The sequence below is a fragment of the Halobacillus sp. ABH2_015 genome (assembly GCF_056158945.1).
The window spans coordinates 1,132,348-1,149,136 of record NZ_JBSWUG010000002.1; the positions used below are offsets into that span (position 1 = coordinate 1,132,348).

The window sequence follows — 16,789 nt, forward strand, 5'->3', positions numbered from 1 at the left end:
TAACTTGGTCAAGAAACCATTGGACCAAGTGGATCTTCGGCTCGTGCTGTTGCCGCAGGCGTCACCACCGAACGCTCCTCGTGCCGGTGCCTGTGGAAAACAACTTTACGCTATATGATAAAAGGGAAAGGTGAGCATAGATCCTTCGCCGTTTCAATAGAACAGTACAGGCTGCGTTACTGCTGCTTGCGTGGGAAAGATCCTACCATGACCAAGTATGGATGCCCGTTCCTTTGGAGTCGCTAGAAAAAAAGTTTTTTCCAAGCAGGAAGCCCGCCCGGGAGGCGGGCTTTTTTTCGTGAAAAACGTACCTGCTGACCATACATAGACGACCTCCTTCGTGATACAATTAAATTCCAGTTATTGGAGGGAGGTAGGGTCATGGATTGGATCGATATCATAGGGTTGTCTGTCTTTACGGTTTTCTTTTTATCCATCTATAATTACTTGTTCGAGTCAGGGAAGTGAAACGAATAGATACATATGCAAAGGCTCCAGACCATCGGCCCGGAGCCTTCCTTTTATGCTTCTGCTTTTATAAGTTCATAGTATTTGTATAACGCCTGTGTTCCGTTATTTTCACCACCGGCCTCTGCCAGTTGATCATACAGCTGCTTGGCAAGCTTCAGACCCGGAACGGGGATGTCCAGTTTTTCTGCGGACTCGATGGCAATCTGCATATCTTTAATGAAGTGTTTGACGTAAAACCCGGGGTCGAAGTTCCCATCAATCATCCGCGGACCGAGGTTGGAAAGGGACCAGCTGCCGGCTGCACCGAATTCGATGCTTTTCAAAACGGTTTTCGGGTCGAGCCCGGCTTTTTCAGCGTACAGGATCGCTTCTGTTACACCCATCATCCCGGAAGCAATGGCAATCTGGTTGGACATTTTTGTATGCTGACCGGCACCGGCTTCTCCTTGAAGGACGATGTTCTCACCCATGGCTTCGAACACGGGCTTTATTTCGTCAAAAGACTCTTGTCCGCCGCCGACCATAATCGTCAGCTTTCCGTTACGCGCACCAACATCCCCGCCGGAAACAGGGGCGTCAAAAGCGTGAATATCCTTTTCCTTCGCTTTGTTGGCAATCGTCTTTGCTAAGTCAGGAGAGGAAGTCGTCATATCGATGACGGTTGAACCCGGGTCAGCATTATGTAGAATCCCGGCTTCCCCGAAGTATACCTCTTCGACATCCTTGGGATAGCCGACAATCGTAATGATGATGTCGGATGCTGCTGCGAGGGAAGGGATATCCTCATACCAGTGGGCACCGTCCTCGATAAGTTCGACTGCTTTTTCTTTTGTGCGGGTGAAAAGCTGCAGCGGGTATCCGGCCTGCATCAGATTGCGGGCCATGCTTTTTCCCATCACTCCGGTACCGATAAATCCAATCGTCGGTTTGTTCATGAATAACCACCCTTTCCAATAGATTTACATGTAGTATAACAATTCTGAAAACGAAGAGATAGGTAAAGGCTTGGAAGGTTTTCTAAAAAAGGAGGGGGAGAAACAATGAAGAAAATATTCTTTATCAGTTCAGCGATCATTATTTTGGCAGCGACGGCTTTTCTATTGATATACCAAAGTCATGCAGAAGTGATGGAGAAGACGAATGACTGCTATGATAACGGAGGACTGCCTGAAATGGAGAAGTCCGGGATCGTGTTGGAGCATTTTGAGTGTCATATGGAAAAGCAATAAACGTCAAGCAGGAATTCCTGCAGGGGAACGGGAAGTTAAATAGGGTAGACCATTATGAATGGAGGCTGACCATGAACTCTACTGTCAAAGGGAATATGCTTGTCTTGGAACGTGTCTTTCAGGCGCCTGTGGAACTTGTTTTTCAAGCCTATTCGGAACCGGAACGTCTGGAAAAATGGTGGGGTCCGGAAGGCTGGGACACGAAAGTGAAAACCTTCGAGTTTATGCCGAACGGAGTCTGGCATTATGGAATGACGTGTGTGGATGAAGGCATGGGTGAGTTTTATGGGATGCAGTCCTGGGGGCTTGGAATCTTCCAGTCCATCGAACCGATGAAAAGGATTCAGTATAAAGATATGTTTTCAGACGCGGAAGGCATGGTGAATGAACAGCTTCCGATGATTGATATTGACCTGCGTTTTATTCCAGAGGGTAAGGAGACGAAGCTGATCATTGAGAGTGAATTTGAATCTGAAGCAGAGCTCCAGAAATTACTGGAGATGCAGGTCATTGACGGGATGACGTCCCAGTTCAACTGTCTGGATCAGTATTTGGCAAAAGTGAAGATGCATTAAATGAAAAAGCTTAGAGGGAAACGGCACGTTTTCCTCTAAGCTTTTTCTTTGTTCTGTGAATCTATTAAAATTCCTGATAAACGGCTGGATCCTGATTCTGGATCCGGCCATCTTCCTTGGTGAGGGAGGCGATATCGTTCATTTGATTTTCACTCAGGGAAAAATCAAAAATGGAAAGGTTCTCTTTCTGACGCACCGGATTGGCCGATTTTGGAATCGATACCGCACCGATTTGATAATGCCAGCGTAGGATCACCTGGGAAACCGTACGATTCTGTTCATCTGCGATTTTCTGGATCACATCGTTATTGAGAATATCCTGTACGCGGGCGAGAGGACTCCACGATTCCGTTGCGATGTTGTGCTCTTCATGGAAGCGTCGCTGTTCTTCCTGATGAAAGTAGGGATGAAGTTCAATCTGGTTGATGCTCGGCAGGACGCCGGTCTCATTTTTCAAACGCTCCAAGTGTTCAGGAAGGAAGTTACAGACACCGATCGAGCGGATGAGTCCCCATTTCTTCGCGTCGATCAAAGCCTGCCAAGCTTCCACAAAGTGATCTTCTTCCGGATTCGGCCAGTGGATTAAGTATAGGTCATAGTAATCAAGACCGCCTCTATACAAGGATTCCTGAATGGCTGCCACCGCTTTATCATACTCGTGGTAGCGCCCGGGCAGCTTGGATGTTATCAATAATTCTTCTCTGGAAACAGCGCTGCGCTTGACCGCTTCGCCGATGGTTCCTTCATTTTCATAGTTGTAGGCACTGTCGATCAAACGATAACCTGTCCGAATGGCACTCTCGACAGCTGCAGCCCCTTCATTTCCTTTCAATCCGGATGTTCCGAATCCCATAACAGGGAGGCGCAGTCCGTCATTCAATACAATTTCCGGGATGGATGATTCCATAAATCGTCACTCCTTGATCAAAGTATAGGTCTTCCTCTATCTTCCACTTCCTTTTTATAATAAACTGAATTTTTCAGAAAATAAAAGATTCTGTTTGAAAGACGCTTGTCTGAGGACATGTTAGAATAAAAGAAGAAGCAGCATCATAGAGACCTCCCATTTTCATCTGGTTGGATCGACAGACAGGACCCTGTCTGACTGCAAGGAGGACGAAACATGATTGAAAGCATCGTTGACGTGGATTACAAAGAAGTGATGGAGTATTCGCTCGATCCATTGATCATTCACACAGATTACAAGATTATCTACATAAACAAGGCAGCTGAAAAGCTGTTTCAAACAACGAAAGAAGAGGTGACGGGGAGCAGTCCGCTGGATATTTTCCAGGAAACGTCCAAAGGGGCCATCCAGAACCGGATTCTTTCGGCTTATGAGAAACCGGCCGATGTGATTGAGGAGACAGTGTACCGGATGGACGGAACGCCTGTACCTGTCGAATTATACTGCCACCCTGTCAAAATGGGAGAGCGCAGAGCCATTCAATCCTATATCCGTGATATTACCGAAAGAAAGGCTATCGAGGAGAAGCATCAGGCAGTCGTGAAGGAAATTAACGAATTATCCGCCACCATCGTACCGATAATGAATGAGACAGCTGTGCTTCCCCTGACAGGGAAAATCGATCAGGAAAAAGCCGGACAGATTCTGGCTGTCATTCCTGAGAAGGTGCAGATGCAGAAACTGAATCATTTAATCATTGATTTTTCCGGAATATATACGTTCGATCGTGTTGTCATCGATTCATTGTTTAAAATCAACCGCGTGCTTTCGCTTCTCGGTGTCAAAACGATTGTTACAGGACTGCGTCCCGAAATGGCCATAGAAGCCGCTCGCATGCACATGGATTTATCGGAAATTCCGGCCATGGCGGATGTGAAAGGAGCCCTTTCCCATCTCGGTATCCATTCCACACAGTCATCATGAATGTGGGTGAAAAGTGAAGGACCTTGGTACCATCGGGGTCCTTTTTTTATTGTAATGTGGAAGGAGGACATACAGTGGAAAACCGAAAACGAACGAACCAACCACCTAAAGGAGTTGTGCGTGGCGTTCTTCTGTTAGGCACCGCTCTCCTATTATCCATAATTCGTGGAGTGACAGGGCTGGATTCAGCTGGACTTGGAGAGGGTTACATGCCTTTGCTGATCGGGGGATTCCTTCTGTTTCTATCATTCAGCCTGTTTCTGCTTTGGAAGATCTACCAAGGGAGGGAATGGGCCAGAATCACTCATCTCGGATTGTTTACCTTCAGTCTAATCAGCAGCATGGGAGAGACCGTTACGTGGTTCGATTCCGCTCCTTCCTTCTTCTGGCTGTACGTTATGGAGACGCTTCTCGTCATTGGGGGCTTTGTGCTGTTGTTTCAGCGGAGGTCGTCCCATTGGTTTATGAAGGAATAAGGTGAGTCCATCGGCTCATGTTTACCGGTCTCAAAACGTATCGCTTTTGTTTGTCCTTTTCCTCTGCAATAATAACTAGCAGAGAAAAAGGAGGAGGAAAGATAATGACAAACAATGTTCCAACATCTGTCCAACCATTATTCGAAAAATTCAATAGTGATCAGCTTGAACTTGCAAACCGGACCGTAATGGCGCCAATGACACGCGGGTTTTCCCCGGGTGGTGTACCGAATGAGGAAGTCGCCGCCTATTACCGCCGTCGTGCGGAAAACCATGTCGGTTTGATTGTCACAGAAGGTACAGGGATCGGTCATCCGGCCTCTGTATCCGGAGAAAACATTCCTCTTTTCTACGGCGAAGAAGCGCTGGAAGGCTGGGAAAATGTCGTGAAGGAAGTGCACGAAGCCGGCGGTAAAATCGCACCGCAGCTCTGGCATGTGGGCATGACCCGTAATGAAGGCGACCTTCCGAATCCGGAAGCCGCTGCTGTCGGCCCGTCCGGTCTGAATCTGGATGGGGAGAAAATCAACGAACCCCTCACAACGGAAGAAGTGGAAGATCTTGTAGAAGCCTATGCGGCCGCTGCCGGCCATGCGAAACGTATCGGCTTTGATGCGATTGAAATCCACGGCGCCCACGGCTATTTGATTGACCAGTTTTTCTGGGAACAGACCAATAAGCGTTCAGACCGCTTCGGTGGAGATCTTGTGGGACGCACCCAGTTCGCGGTGGAAATCGTAGAAGCCTGCCGACGTGAAGTCGGTCCGGATTTCCCGATCATTTTCCGCTTCTCCCAATGGAAGATGAATGATTTCCAAGCGAAACTTGTAGAAACACCGGAGGAGCTGGAGCAGTTCCTGAACCCGCTCGTTGAAGCCGGCGTGGATATTTTCCACTGCTCCACCCGCCGTTTCTGGGAGCCGGAATTTAAAGGCTCTGATTTGAACCTTGCTGGATGGACGAAGAAAATCACAGGCAAACCGGTTATTTCCGTCGGTTCTGTCGGACTTGATGGTGTGTTCACATCCTTCACCAGCACAGAGACTTCAAGCCTTGATGGATTGATGGAGAAACTGCAGAACGATGAATTCGATCTTGTAGCGATCGGCCGTTCCCTGCTTCATGACCCGGCATGGGTGAAGAAGGTGGAAGAAGGTCGTTCCGATGAACTGAAGCCGTTCGATAAAGAAGCCCTTGGTAAACTCTATTAATATCGTAGAAAAGCAGGCATGGAATTTCCGTGCCTGCTTTTTTTGATGGTCTAAATAAGAATGATCATCCAGTGGAACGGCCCCGATGGGTGATCACGTGCCGCTTATCGGTGGATGCTCCCTCGTGACTTCATTCAATGAGGAGTTTAAGAAAAAGGATTGTTTATTAAATAAGGCCCTGATTTTTCTCTTGCAAAATTATAGGCACATCCATTGTTATCCTCCCTGCCCCCCTGGGTAGAGAAGGATAATAGAGGTGGAGAGGCGAATGGTTTGTATAGGCGTTTTCTATACTTTCCCTTTGAAGGAGGAAGATCAATGGATGTGAAGACAGCAGATTTATGTGATGACTATCCGGACAAGCTTCGCATAGCCTCCCCCGGATTAAAAAGCTTTGGCAGGAAGAAAAGCTTTCATGGCCCAATTTCCACAGTTCAGGTGAAGGATGACAATGTGCTCGTGAGAAAGGCGCTTGAAACCATCCCTTCAGGAAATGTATTGGTCGTCGACGGCATGGGCTCGCAGAACTGCGCCCTTATGGGAGGGAATCTAGCCGCTATCGCTGAGAAGAGGAACCTGGCGGGGATCATTATTCACGGGTACATAAGGGATTCGCTCGAAGTGGCAGACACAGATGTCGGCGTTCTTGCTCTCGGAACTTTTCCGTTGAAAAGCAAAAAGGAAGGCAAGGGAGAGGAGAATATTCCATTAACTTTTGGGAACGTCGTCTGGCATCCGGGGGAGTATGCGTACGTGGATGAAGACGGAGTCGTTCTTGCAGAAGAAAAGCTCCATGATTGATTCATAGGGTTGTCCATGTATAAAAAGCTATCATTCTGTCTAACCTTCTAGTAGAAAGGGTGATGGTGATGCAGTATATGGAGAAAACGAATCAAGTAATGCTCGAGCTGATTTCCGGAGAACGCCTGTCATTCGGAAACTTTTCCTACGAAGAAGACGGATTTACAGACGGAAGAAATACAATTCCTGAATGGGAAGTCCGTCAATTTGTTCTCAACTATTTTCTGACACTGGAAAACTTAAAAATTAACGCGTAAAGCTGCTGATGAGACGAAGAGTTTCCATTTGGAGAGATACTCCGTGTTATTCCTGGAAAAAGTAGTCTGAGTCCGTATCCGCAGCATACATTCTCGTATGAGCGGAATGTGACCATGAATACAGTGATACTTTTGAAAAAACTTCTGACAGGGTTAGAAGTTTTTTTGTTTTCTAAGAGTTTCCATGTTTGGAAAAGAGAGAGATGGGTTAATGGTTCCCATAAAAAGGAAGGGGGCTCACTTATGAAAAAAGTGAAGCTTGGCCGCAGTGAAGTGGAAGCTACCCGCATCGCTCTTGGAACATGGGCCATCGGCGGCACCGGATGGGGCGGTACGAACGAGGACGAATCCATCCAGACGATCCAGGCCGCTTTGAGTAAGGGCATCACGACGATAGATACGGCACCGGCTTATGGGAAAGGGTTGGCGGAAGAGCTTGTAGGAAAAGCCATCGCCTGTTCACACGTTCCGAGAGATGAACTGGTCCTTGCTACAAAAGGCGGGGTGGATTGGACGAGGGAAGGCAGCTGGCGGGACAGCCGCCCGGATCAACTGGAGCAGGAACTTGAAAACAGCATGAAGCGGCTGCAGACGGATTATCTTGATATCTATCAGGTCCACTGGCCGGATCCGGATTTTCCTATCAAGGAAACAGCGGAAAAGATGCGGTCGTTTTATGAATCCGGCTTGATCAGAGCGATTGGTGTGAGCAATTTCAGTCCGGAGCAGATGGAAGAATGGCAGAATTACGCTCCCATCCATACCGCCCAGATGCATTTGAATCTGCTGCAGCGCTATCTTATCGACTGGTTCGAATACAGTCACAATCATGAAATTGCCACCCTTTCCTGGGGATCGCTTGCTCATGGAATGTTGACAGGAAAGTTTGGCGAAAATGCTTCTTTTCCGCGAAGTGACCTAAGGAGTCATATTGAGCTCTTTCAAGGGGACCGTTTTCCACAGCTGATTGAAGCTGTAGAGTCCTTAGGGGCATTTGCATCTAAACGCGGGCACAGCCTCATTGCATTAGCGGTCCGCTGGCTGCTGGATCATAAGCCTGGTGCCGATGTAGTCTTGTGGGGAGCGCGGAAACCGTCCCAGCTGGAAAGAGTAGAAGAGGTGGATGACTTCCAGCTTTCCCGGGAGGAATTGTTGATGATAGACGAAATGTTGTCCAGCTATACGAATGATCTGCGAAATGGATCACTGAAAGAGTATGGTCCGCCTGTACGGTCTGAAATATAAGTGGCCATGGATAGAGCAGGGAATTTTATAGTTCTTCCTGCTCTTATTCGTGTATACCGAACGGTTTAACTGGATAATTTTTTTCAGATTGCTTATCCTGTACATAGAGAACAAAAAGTTGAAGGAGGTCATTCATAGATGAAAGCCATGCAGGTCACAGGTTATGGTGGTATCGAAATGCTTGAAGAAAAAGAGGTGCCTGTTCCAGAACCGAAATCTGGTGAAGTTCTTATAAAGGTGAAAGCGTGTGCCATTAACAATACGGAAATCTGGATGAGGGAAGGGGCATACGGACAGGGCAGCCAATCCGGCTGGCGCCCGGAAGGTGTTCAGTTCCCGAGGACTCCAGGATCGGACATTACGGGTACGGTCGTAAAAACGGGAGATGGGGTGGAAGCTTCCCTTGAAGGAGAGAATGTCGTATTATTCCCGTTCACATCGAGCGGAAAAGAAGGACTGGAGCACATCTCAGAGGATATGTCCTTTATCGGCTCTGAATATGACGGGGGATATGCGGAGTATGTCGCCTGGCCGGCTGAACTTTGTATGCCGATGCCGTTGGAGGATTTCACGGAGAGTGCGGTCTTCTCCGTCAGTGGATTAACGGCTTGGCATATGGTTGAACAGATTCAAATCAAGCCCGGTGAAAAAGTGATGGTGACGGGAGCCAATGGCGGCGTTGGATCTTTGAATGTCCAGATTGCTTCCCAGGTATTTGGAGCAGAGGTGATCGCTGTTGTGGGAAACCTTGATAAAGCAGACCAATTGAAAGAACTGGGTGCTTCTCATGTCGTTTCCTATAAATCTGCTAACCTTGATGAGGATATCCTTGAAGCCGCCGGCGGTCCGATCGATGCTGTGCTTGATGTGGTCGGAGATGCCTTATTCTCGACTTCGCTCCAAGTGTTGAAAAAAGGCGGACGCTTCTGCACATCCGGTTCTGCAGGCGGTCAAAAGACAGAGCTCGATTTCCGTACGCTTTATTTGAAACACATTACAATGTATGGCTCTGTGCTCGGAACAAGAGAGGAATTCAAGAAGATGCTGAAAGCGATATCGGAAGGTAAATTAAAACCCGTGATCGAGCGCACCTTCCCGCTTACAGAGGCGAAGGAAGCCCAGCAATTCTTTAAGGAAGCTGGAAAGCTCGGAAAAATCGTCCTGCTGCCGGAAGATAAATAAGCGTAGAAAGCCGGAACCTTAAGTGGTCCGGCTTTTTCTTTTGTTATACAGGGAATTTCACCCATATTTGATAAAATGAGTCATAAACATGGCAAGGAGGAGAGCGGATTGAAACAGGTGTCTACGATCATGCTCCTCGTTCTGCTCTTCAGTATTTCAGCAGGATGCAGCAAAGGGGAGCACGTCCAGGAGGGGAAAGAAAAGTCTTTTTCGTCTGAGAAAGAAGCGGTTGAACATTTTCTTGATGAACACCCTGGAAGTGATGTGGAATCCATTGTGACGACGGTCGGTGAAAAATTGTGGGTCACACGTTCAGCTAATCACGCGTACAGCATCTTCGGTATGAAAGAAGAAAGGGGAAACTATGCAGTCGTACGGATTTCCGCCCAATTATCCCTTCATAATACAATCGGTGGAAAAGCGGAAGTCACGTCTCCTCAAGGAACAGATTATACGGTGTCGTTCGTGAAAAAAGGAAAAAGGGATGAACTCGCAGGAGCGGTGACAGCTTCATATTTTACCATCTTTAATGGCGGGGCAGAGGCCGCTGTACATGAGGGACACGTTCTGGATACGCAGGATCCTCATAGAGGAGAGAGTGCGGTGCAGTCGTCTGTGGCCATACAAATGAAGGAATCTGCAAAATGAGTGAGGGAAACGGCTTCCGGTGAGGAGGCTTTTTTTTATGACTCCTAAAACCGATTCAGATACGTGGGCTGCCGATAAATAGTAGAGAATTGTCGAAAGATGTGATTAGATGATAGGTAGAAGGATGCAAAGTTGCTTTAAGGACATGTTCAGGAGTTTGAGAAGCAGACAGAAAGGCAATAGATTCCCAGACCGTTAATGGGCAAGTTCAGCACTTAGAGGAAAGGAGGCATCATGAACGGTTTCTGCTGATTACTCTATACATCATGACGGACCCCTGTCCAAGTGAGTCGGCACATCTTTAACAGCAGTTTACAAAATCTGCTTCTCTTCAAGGGGGATGCAGGTTTTTTGTATGTAAATATGACTAGTAATTCCTTTTATTTCCTTGAAAGCGTATAACTTGTGTCGATTTATTAACAATGTCTTGACTCTTCTTTGACAAAATCGTGAACGGTTGTTTGCATTTTTGTAATTTCTGATATAATTTATCAAGCGTTATGATCTATAAGAACAATATAGATTCTTAGTTTCATACTTATATAGGTTGGTTGATAGGAGGGTGAAAACTAATGAAAGCTAAGCATCTTCGCAAAAGATGGTTAGGGCTGCTTCCACTTGGATTGATTTTGTTCCTTAGTGGGTGTGGGCAGCTTGAGATGACAGTGCTCGATCCCAAGGGGCCTGCAGCAGAAAGTCAATATGAACTGATTAAATATTCTCTTTGGTTTATGTTAGGCATCATCGTTGTCGTATTCGCTCTTTTTGCGTTCATGGTCATTAAATATCGTGAGAATCGTCCCGGACGTAAAGAAAGCGATTATGCTCCGAATCTGCACGGCAATACCACGATTGAGATTATCTGGACTGTCATTCCGTTAATCATCGTTATTCTACTGTCGATTCCGACAGTGACAACATTGTTTGACCTGGAGAAACCTGCAGAGCCTGCAGAAGGGGAAGAGGCTAAAGAGCCGCTTGTCATTCATGCAACCACAGCCGACTGGAAATGGTTCTTCAGCTACCCTGAAGAAGACATTGAGACAGTCAACTATCTGCACATTCCAGTGGATCGTCCGATCGAATTCCATTTGACATCCGCGGATTCCATGACAGCCTTGTGGATTCCTGCTCTAGGCGGGCAGAAATACAACATGGCGGGCATGATGAACATTCTTTATCTGGAAGCTGACGAAGAAGGCGTCTATGACGGACGTAACTCCAACTTCAACGGCGAAGGGTTCGCTGCTCAGACGTTCAAAGTCCACGCAGAACCTGAAGAAGACTTTAATACCTGGGTCAGTGGCATCCAGAATGAAGCCCCTGAGCTGTCCAAAGAACAGTATGAGGAGCTTCTGAAGCCGGGCTTGACGGAAAAAGATGCTTATTCATCCACTCACCTGGAGTACTATGATCATGGTACTCATGAGGGAATGGGCTTTGTAGCCGAAAACTATGCAGAACTCTTTAAAGAGAAACTGCACCTGGATGAAATTGAAAAACAGGAAGAATTTCAATAGAACGTTAAGAAAGCAGGTGAAAACATGGGCATTACAGATATATTAGTCACCGGTGAGCCGATTATATATGCCGCCATGGTCTCCATAGCGCTTGTATCCATCGCCATTCCTGTCCTATTAACTTACTTTAAGAAGTGGGGCTGGCTCTGGCGTGAATGGCTGACGACCGTTGACCACAAAAAAATCGGTGTCATGTACATTCTCAGTGCATTGCTGATGTTATTCCGCGGCGGTATGGACGCCCTGATGATGCGTGTCCAGCTCGCTTTTCCAGACTTGGGATTCCTCGATTCCCAGCACTATAACGAAATTTTCACAACGCACGGAACGGTCATGATCATTTTCATGGCGATGCCGTTCCTGATCGGTTTGATGAACATTGTTGTTCCATTGCAGATCGGAGCCCGTGACTTCGCGTTTCCTTGGTTGAACGCCATGAGTTTCTGGTCCTTCTTCATTGGAGCGATGCTCTTTAACATTTCCTTCGTCATCGGTGGATCACCAGATGCCGGTTGGACAAGCTACACACCACTTTCCGGTGCGGCATTAAGCCCGGGACCGGGTCAGAACTTCTACCTGATGGGACTACAGCTATCCGGTATTGGTACACTGGCAACGGGAATTAACTTGATGGTAACCATCCTTAAGATGCGTGCTCCTGGAATGAAGCTGTTCCATATGCCGATCTTTACATGGTCCACTCTTGTCACATGTTTCATTATCGTATTTGCGTTTCCGATCCTGACCGTTGCGCTTGCACTTCTTACGATCGATCGTATCTTCGGAGCTCACTTCTTCACGCTGACAGCGGAAGGACTTCCGATGATGTGGGCCAACTTGTTCTGGATGTGGGGCCACCCTGAGGTTTATATCGTTATCCTTCCGGCTTTCGGTATCTTCTCAGAAATCATTGCCACATTCGCGAAGAAGCGTTTGTTCGGTTATCACGCGATGGTCTGGTCGATGATCATCATTGCTCTGTTAAGTTTCCTTGTATGGGTGCACCACTTCTTTACAATGGGAGCCGGAGCCTTTGTTAACTCTGTATTCTCTGTATCTACGATGCTGATCGCAGTGCCGACAGGGGTTAAAATCTTTAACTGGCTTGCGACGCTGTATAAATCGAAAATCGAGTTTACGGTTCCGATGCTTTGGTCTCTGGCCTTTATTCCGAGTTTCATTCTCGGCGGGGTTACAGGGGTTATGCTCGGAATGGCCGCAGCGGACTATCAGTTCCATAACTCGTACTTCCTTGTTGCTCACTTCCACTATGTACTGATCGCGGGTACAGTCTTTGCCTGCTTCGCGGGTCTTGTATTCTGGTATCCGAAGATGTTCGGTCACAAGATGAACGAACGACTTGGAAAATGGGCATTCTGGATCTTCTTCTTCGGGTTCCACGTCTGCTTCTTCCCGCAGTACTTCCTTGGTCTTGACGGAATGCCGCGCCGCCTGTTCATTACGAACGTCGTCGAGTGGCTGCCATTGAACGTCATTTCCACCGTCGGAGCATTCGGAATGGGACTTGGGTTCATCGTCTTTGTCTACAACGTTTACTACAGCTTCCGTCATGCGGAACGCGAAAAAACAGGAGATTCCTGGAACGGGAACGGCCGTACGCTCGAATGGGCGACAACGACGCCGGTACCATTCTACAACTTCGCTACCTTGCCTTACGTGGATGAAATCGATCCTTACGTACGCATGAAAGAAGAAGGTAAGACAACATTTGACGAATCACAGCTGAAGCCGATTCACATGCCGAGCTACAAAGCAACGCCGATCATTATGATGGCGTTCCTCGGACTTGCAAGCTTTGGTCTTGTATTCGAATGGATGCCGGTAGCCATCTTTGGTCTGATCGGTGGAGTCGCTGTTATGATTCTCCGCTCCTTCGACTATGATGACGGCTATTACGTATCTGTAGAAGAAATCAAACGCATTGAGCGAAAAGCAAGGGGGTTATGATATGGCTGCTGAAGAACTGAAAACCGGACCATTGGAATACCGGACTCAGGAAGGACGCATGACCATTCTTGGCTTCTGGATATTCCTTGCCGCAGAAGTTGTCCTGTTTGCGACACTTTTTGCGACGTATGCCGTGTTGTTCGGCCGTACAGGTGATGCGCCGACACCCATGGAACTATTTGAGCCGGGCATTGTCCTTGTCATGACCTTCCTGCTTCTAACGAGTAGTTTTACCTGCGGTCTGGCCATTCACCAGATGCGCAGAGGGAATGTCAAAGGCCTGATGACGTGGATGATCGTCACACTCGCACTTGGCTTTGGATTCCTCGGCTTTGAAATATACGAGTTTGTACACTATGTGCATGAAGGAGCCAGCTTAACGTCCAGTGCTTACTGGTCTGGATTCTTCGTCCTTGCCGGAACACACGGGCTTCACGTAACGCTTGGTACCGGCTGGGCCATCCTGCTGCTTATACAGATTGCAAGACGCGGTCTGACGAATGTAACGAGCCGCAAATTCTTTATCATCAGTCTTTACTGGCACTTCCTTGATGTTATCTGGATCTTCATTTTCACATGCGTATACCTCATAGGGATGGTGATCTAAGATGGCAAAAACAGATAAGAAAGTACCTATGAATCACGTGATCGGTTTTGCATTGTCCCTCATTATGACACTGCTTGCTGCCTGGGCGGTCATTCAATCCGACCTGCCTGTCACTTGGGTGATCGTGTTCATCATGGTTCTCGCGTTACTACAGGCGGGCGTCCAGTTGTTCATGTTCATGCACATGACTGAAAAGGAAAGCGGCGGTGGGGCGGTTCCATGGAACATGATGTTCCACGGATTCGCTCTTGCGGCTATCCTTGTAGCCGGCTCCCTCTTTACGATGTCATTCGGGTTTGACCACGGCGATCATGGCGATCACGGGGGAGAGCACGAAGAACACATGGAGATGGATGATAGTGAAGGAGACCACAGCGGTCACTAAAATACACATACGGGGGTGAGAAGGAATGGAAAAGAGAGATGAGATCAATCAGGAAGAAGCCAGGGTCAGCCATTGGCCCTGGAAGGACCTGGTTGGGTTTATCCTATGTATTGCACTAACAGCATTTTCGCTGACAGCGGTCTTGTATTCCTCTTACCAGCCCACGTATGTATTTATGATTCTGACCGGACTGGCGTTTACACAGGCGATGATTCAGCTTGTGAAACTCCAGCCCGGGCATTAAAAAAAAGACACGCCTCTTCCTGACGTATCAGGAAGGGAGCGTGTCTTTTTCTTTGGCGAGATTTGCCTGATATCCGGGGCTTTGTTCAACCGTAGCAATGATGAACAGGATCCAGGCGATTTGTGATCCGATCAGACCCGCGTAAAACATGGACCACGTAACGGAAAAGGCTGCGGGAGCCGTGTATAGGATGATTTGGAAGTAGTACACCCACATCCCGACGAGCAGGACGGATTGGGCAACTGCAAGAGCCGGCTTTTTCAACTGTAAGAATAAAAATGGCGTAACGGTAGACAATAGAAGGAACATGACTAATACACCCACGATATTCATCTCCTTTTCATTCTGTAGATGTTGAAAACGTTTTCTTTATATTTATATTGTAACAGAAAGTTCTCATTTTGGACACAAAATGTTCGAATTTATTTCAAAAAAAGGCTTGCGCCCTTATTATACGGCGGTTGGGGAGGATTTATACATGGAGAATCCGTGACAAAAAGCAGAAAAGCCGCCGGGAATATCCACGGCAGCCTTGTTATCCGGTGGCATTCACCGAAAAGATTTTAGTCAAACAGATCCCAAATATCGTCTTCCACATGTTCACTGACAGCACCTGTACCACCGAGAATGGTGAACATCAATGTATCATTCTGCTTCACATAAGCTTTGACGGTGGGATCCAGCTTCGTTTTTGGAGTAAGCAGAAGAGGGGTGCCATAAGAAAGGACAGAGCCCGATAACGCATCAGCGAAGTGGTCCCCTGTAGCGATCGTCACTTGGAACGGATCAAGGTCAAAATAGTCAGCAATGGCGACGGAAGTATCGTAGCGGTTTTTACCGGATATACGATCTGGATCAGGAAGCTGCTTGAACACGTTTGAACCGACTGCACCTGTGCCACCGACGACAAAAGAAGTGTCATAAGACTTCAGCGCCTCAGCCGTCGCCTTCGGAAGACGGTCTTTTTCCGTTAATAGAATCGGCATCATGTACATGGAAGCGACAGGCCCCATAGCTAAAGCATCCGGGAAGTTGCGTCCATAGGCAACAATGACTTCATCTGTTGGAGGAAGTTCATCAGCGATAGCCGCCGCTGTCGCATACCGGTCTTTGCCCGCGATACGGTCGACGTCCATACCAAGCTGCTTCAAGGATTTTTCTACTTGTTTAGAAACCGCTCCCGTTCCTCCAAGAATGGTCACAGATTTCGTATTCAGTAATTGGAGCGTGGATTTCGTAATGTCAGGAAGGCTGTTCTGCTTTGTTAACAGAATCGGAGCCGCATACATAGAAGCCAGAGGCGATCCGGCCAAAGCGTCCGGGAAATCCTGTCCAGTCGCAAGGATAACGTGTTCGACCGGGTAGCCGCCGCTGCTTCGGGCTGCGATGAACGCAGAGGTTTCATATCGATCCTTTCCGGCAATGCGCTCGATGTAAGGCTCTTCTTCATACACGTAAGAGTAAAGGTAATACATGTCCCCGCTGTTCACATTTTTCAGGTCGGAAGCCTCCAGATAATAGGTGCCTGGCTGCAGGTAATAATCTCCGAAGTATCCGAATTCATCCGTCCATTCATCGAAAGCGTCCATTTTCTTTTGTTTTTCATCGTAAACAGTGATGTTCAAGTCCATCTTTGTTTCTTCCTCTGTATGAATAGAAAGGCCGATGTTTACTTCTTCATCGCCGTCAATGGTCAGCTTATAAAGGTCTTTGTCTTTGTTTGTGAATGTCCCGGTGACAAGATCATCTATGGAGATCTTATTGGCCTGGGTAAAGGTATTATTGGGTTCCTTTTCTTCGATAAAACCCCAATCCTCATCATTTGTACCCAGAAGCCGGATTTCATTAAGGTTCGGTTTTTCAACCTCCGTCCCCTTTTTCGATGTATCCACCGCTGCCTCTGCGGAAGGTGCGAATAGTGTGGCTGCAAGTAATAGTGCTGCTGTCAATCCCCATGTTTTTTTCAATTCGTTCGTTTCTCCTCTGCCCCATTTTATTCGTGCTTTTTGTACAGGTCACTCAAGGTCCATCGTTCCAGGCTTCACCTTCCATTTCTTAACACTAAGAGGATTATATAGG

Annotated in this window: 19 protein-coding genes; 15 read left to right on the forward strand and 4 right to left on the reverse strand. The window is 47.4% G+C overall.

Annotation, left to right across the window (positions count from 1 at the left end):
* Positions 1-521: 521 nt before the first annotated feature.
* Positions 522-1,406, reverse strand: coding sequence for an NAD(P)-dependent oxidoreductase (locus tag ACXAD6_RS05925; RefSeq protein WP_474968063.1), 885 nt, complete (start codon positions 1,404-1,406; stop codon positions 522-524).
* A gap of 105 nt (positions 1,407-1,511) precedes the next feature.
* Here ACXAD6_RS05925 and ACXAD6_RS05930 point away from each other — a divergent pair, with 105 nt between their 5' ends.
* A complete protein-coding gene (locus ACXAD6_RS05930; protein ID WP_474968064.1) occupies positions 1,512-1,700 on the forward strand; it encodes a hypothetical protein in 189 nt (62 codons plus the stop codon).
* Between the two features lie 71 nt (positions 1,701-1,771).
* Positions 1,772-2,275 (forward strand): SRPBCC family protein, encoded by a 504-nt coding sequence (locus tag ACXAD6_RS05935; protein ID WP_474968065.1) that lies wholly within the window; start codon positions 1,772-1,774, stop codon positions 2,273-2,275.
* A 64-nt stretch (positions 2,276-2,339) separates the two neighbouring features.
* Here ACXAD6_RS05935 and ACXAD6_RS05940 read toward each other — a convergent pair whose 3' ends face one another.
* Complete coding sequence (locus ACXAD6_RS05940; protein WP_474968066.1) at positions 2,340-3,182, reverse strand: aldo/keto reductase; 843 nt, start codon at positions 3,180-3,182, stop codon at positions 2,340-2,342.
* A gap of 216 nt (positions 3,183-3,398) precedes the next feature.
* On the opposite strand from ACXAD6_RS05940, the gene ACXAD6_RS05945 reads away from it, so the two are divergent.
* The 13 genes from ACXAD6_RS05945 (at position 3,399) to ACXAD6_RS06005 (ending at position 14,710) form a co-directional block, all read left to right on the forward strand.
* Positions 3,399-4,166 (forward strand): PAS domain S-box protein, encoded by a 768-nt coding sequence (locus ACXAD6_RS05945; RefSeq protein WP_474968067.1) that lies wholly within the window; start codon positions 3,399-3,401, stop codon positions 4,164-4,166.
* Between the two features lie 74 nt (positions 4,167-4,240).
* Positions 4,241-4,642: a hypothetical protein gene (locus ACXAD6_RS05950; RefSeq protein WP_474968068.1), complete on the forward strand. Its 402-nt coding sequence runs from the start codon at positions 4,241-4,243 to the stop codon at positions 4,640-4,642.
* Between the two features lie 104 nt (positions 4,643-4,746).
* Entirely contained in the window at positions 4,747-5,853 is a 1,107-nt protein-coding gene (locus ACXAD6_RS05955) for an NADH:flavin oxidoreductase (protein ID WP_474968069.1), read from the forward strand.
* Positions 5,854-6,171: 318 nt separating this feature from the next.
* Positions 6,172-6,654 carry a ribonuclease E activity regulator RraA gene (rraA, locus tag ACXAD6_RS05960; RefSeq protein ID WP_474968070.1) on the forward strand — a complete coding sequence of 161 codons (483 nt, stop codon included), beginning with the start codon at positions 6,172-6,174 and terminating at the stop codon, positions 6,652-6,654.
* 68 nt (positions 6,655-6,722) lie between these two features.
* Positions 6,723-6,911, forward strand: coding sequence for a hypothetical protein (locus tag ACXAD6_RS05965; RefSeq protein WP_474968071.1), 189 nt, complete (start codon positions 6,723-6,725; stop codon positions 6,909-6,911).
* 243 nt (positions 6,912-7,154) lie between these two features.
* Positions 7,155-8,156, forward strand: coding sequence for an aldo/keto reductase (locus tag ACXAD6_RS05970; protein WP_474968072.1), 1,002 nt, complete (start codon positions 7,155-7,157; stop codon positions 8,154-8,156).
* Between the two features lie 138 nt (positions 8,157-8,294).
* Positions 8,295-9,338 (forward strand): zinc-binding dehydrogenase, encoded by a 1,044-nt coding sequence (locus ACXAD6_RS05975; RefSeq protein ID WP_474968073.1) that lies wholly within the window; start codon positions 8,295-8,297, stop codon positions 9,336-9,338.
* A 75-nt stretch (positions 9,339-9,413) separates the two neighbouring features.
* Positions 9,414-9,986 carry a hypothetical protein gene (locus ACXAD6_RS05980; RefSeq protein WP_474968074.1) on the forward strand — a complete coding sequence of 191 codons (573 nt, stop codon included), beginning with the start codon at positions 9,414-9,416 and terminating at the stop codon, positions 9,984-9,986.
* 572 nt (positions 9,987-10,558) lie between these two features.
* A complete protein-coding gene (gene qoxA, locus ACXAD6_RS05985; protein WP_474968075.1) occupies positions 10,559-11,506 on the forward strand; it encodes a cytochrome aa3 quinol oxidase subunit II in 948 nt (315 codons plus the stop codon).
* Positions 11,507-11,530: 24 nt separating this feature from the next.
* Entirely contained in the window at positions 11,531-13,474 is a 1,944-nt protein-coding gene (gene qoxB / locus ACXAD6_RS05990) for a cytochrome aa3 quinol oxidase subunit I (RefSeq protein WP_474968076.1), read from the forward strand.
* Position 13,475: 1 nt separating this feature from the next.
* On the forward strand, positions 13,476-14,081 hold the full coding sequence (gene qoxC, locus ACXAD6_RS05995; RefSeq protein ID WP_474968077.1) for a cytochrome aa3 quinol oxidase subunit III: 606 nt from the start codon (positions 13,476-13,478) through the stop codon (positions 14,079-14,081).
* A 1-nt stretch (position 14,082) separates the two neighbouring features.
* Entirely contained in the window at positions 14,083-14,466 is a 384-nt protein-coding gene (qoxD, locus tag ACXAD6_RS06000) for a cytochrome aa3 quinol oxidase subunit IV (protein WP_474968078.1), read from the forward strand.
* Between the two features lie 25 nt (positions 14,467-14,491).
* The gene (locus ACXAD6_RS06005) at positions 14,492-14,710 is read left to right on the forward strand and encodes a cytochrome C oxidase subunit IV family protein (RefSeq protein WP_474968079.1); all 219 of its coding nucleotides are present in this window, start codon (positions 14,492-14,494) and stop codon (positions 14,708-14,710) included.
* Between the two features lie 27 nt (positions 14,711-14,737).
* Here the strand turns inward: ACXAD6_RS06005 and ACXAD6_RS06010 are convergent, their stop codons facing one another.
* Both ACXAD6_RS06010 and ACXAD6_RS06015 read right to left on the reverse strand, forming a co-directional pair.
* Positions 14,738-15,034, reverse strand: coding sequence for a hypothetical protein (locus tag ACXAD6_RS06010; protein ID WP_027953750.1), 297 nt, complete (start codon positions 15,032-15,034; stop codon positions 14,738-14,740).
* A gap of 239 nt (positions 15,035-15,273) precedes the next feature.
* Entirely contained in the window at positions 15,274-16,677 is a 1,404-nt protein-coding gene (locus ACXAD6_RS06015; RefSeq protein ID WP_474968080.1) for a cell wall-binding repeat-containing protein, read from the reverse strand.
* Positions 16,678-16,789: the final 112 nt, after the last annotated feature.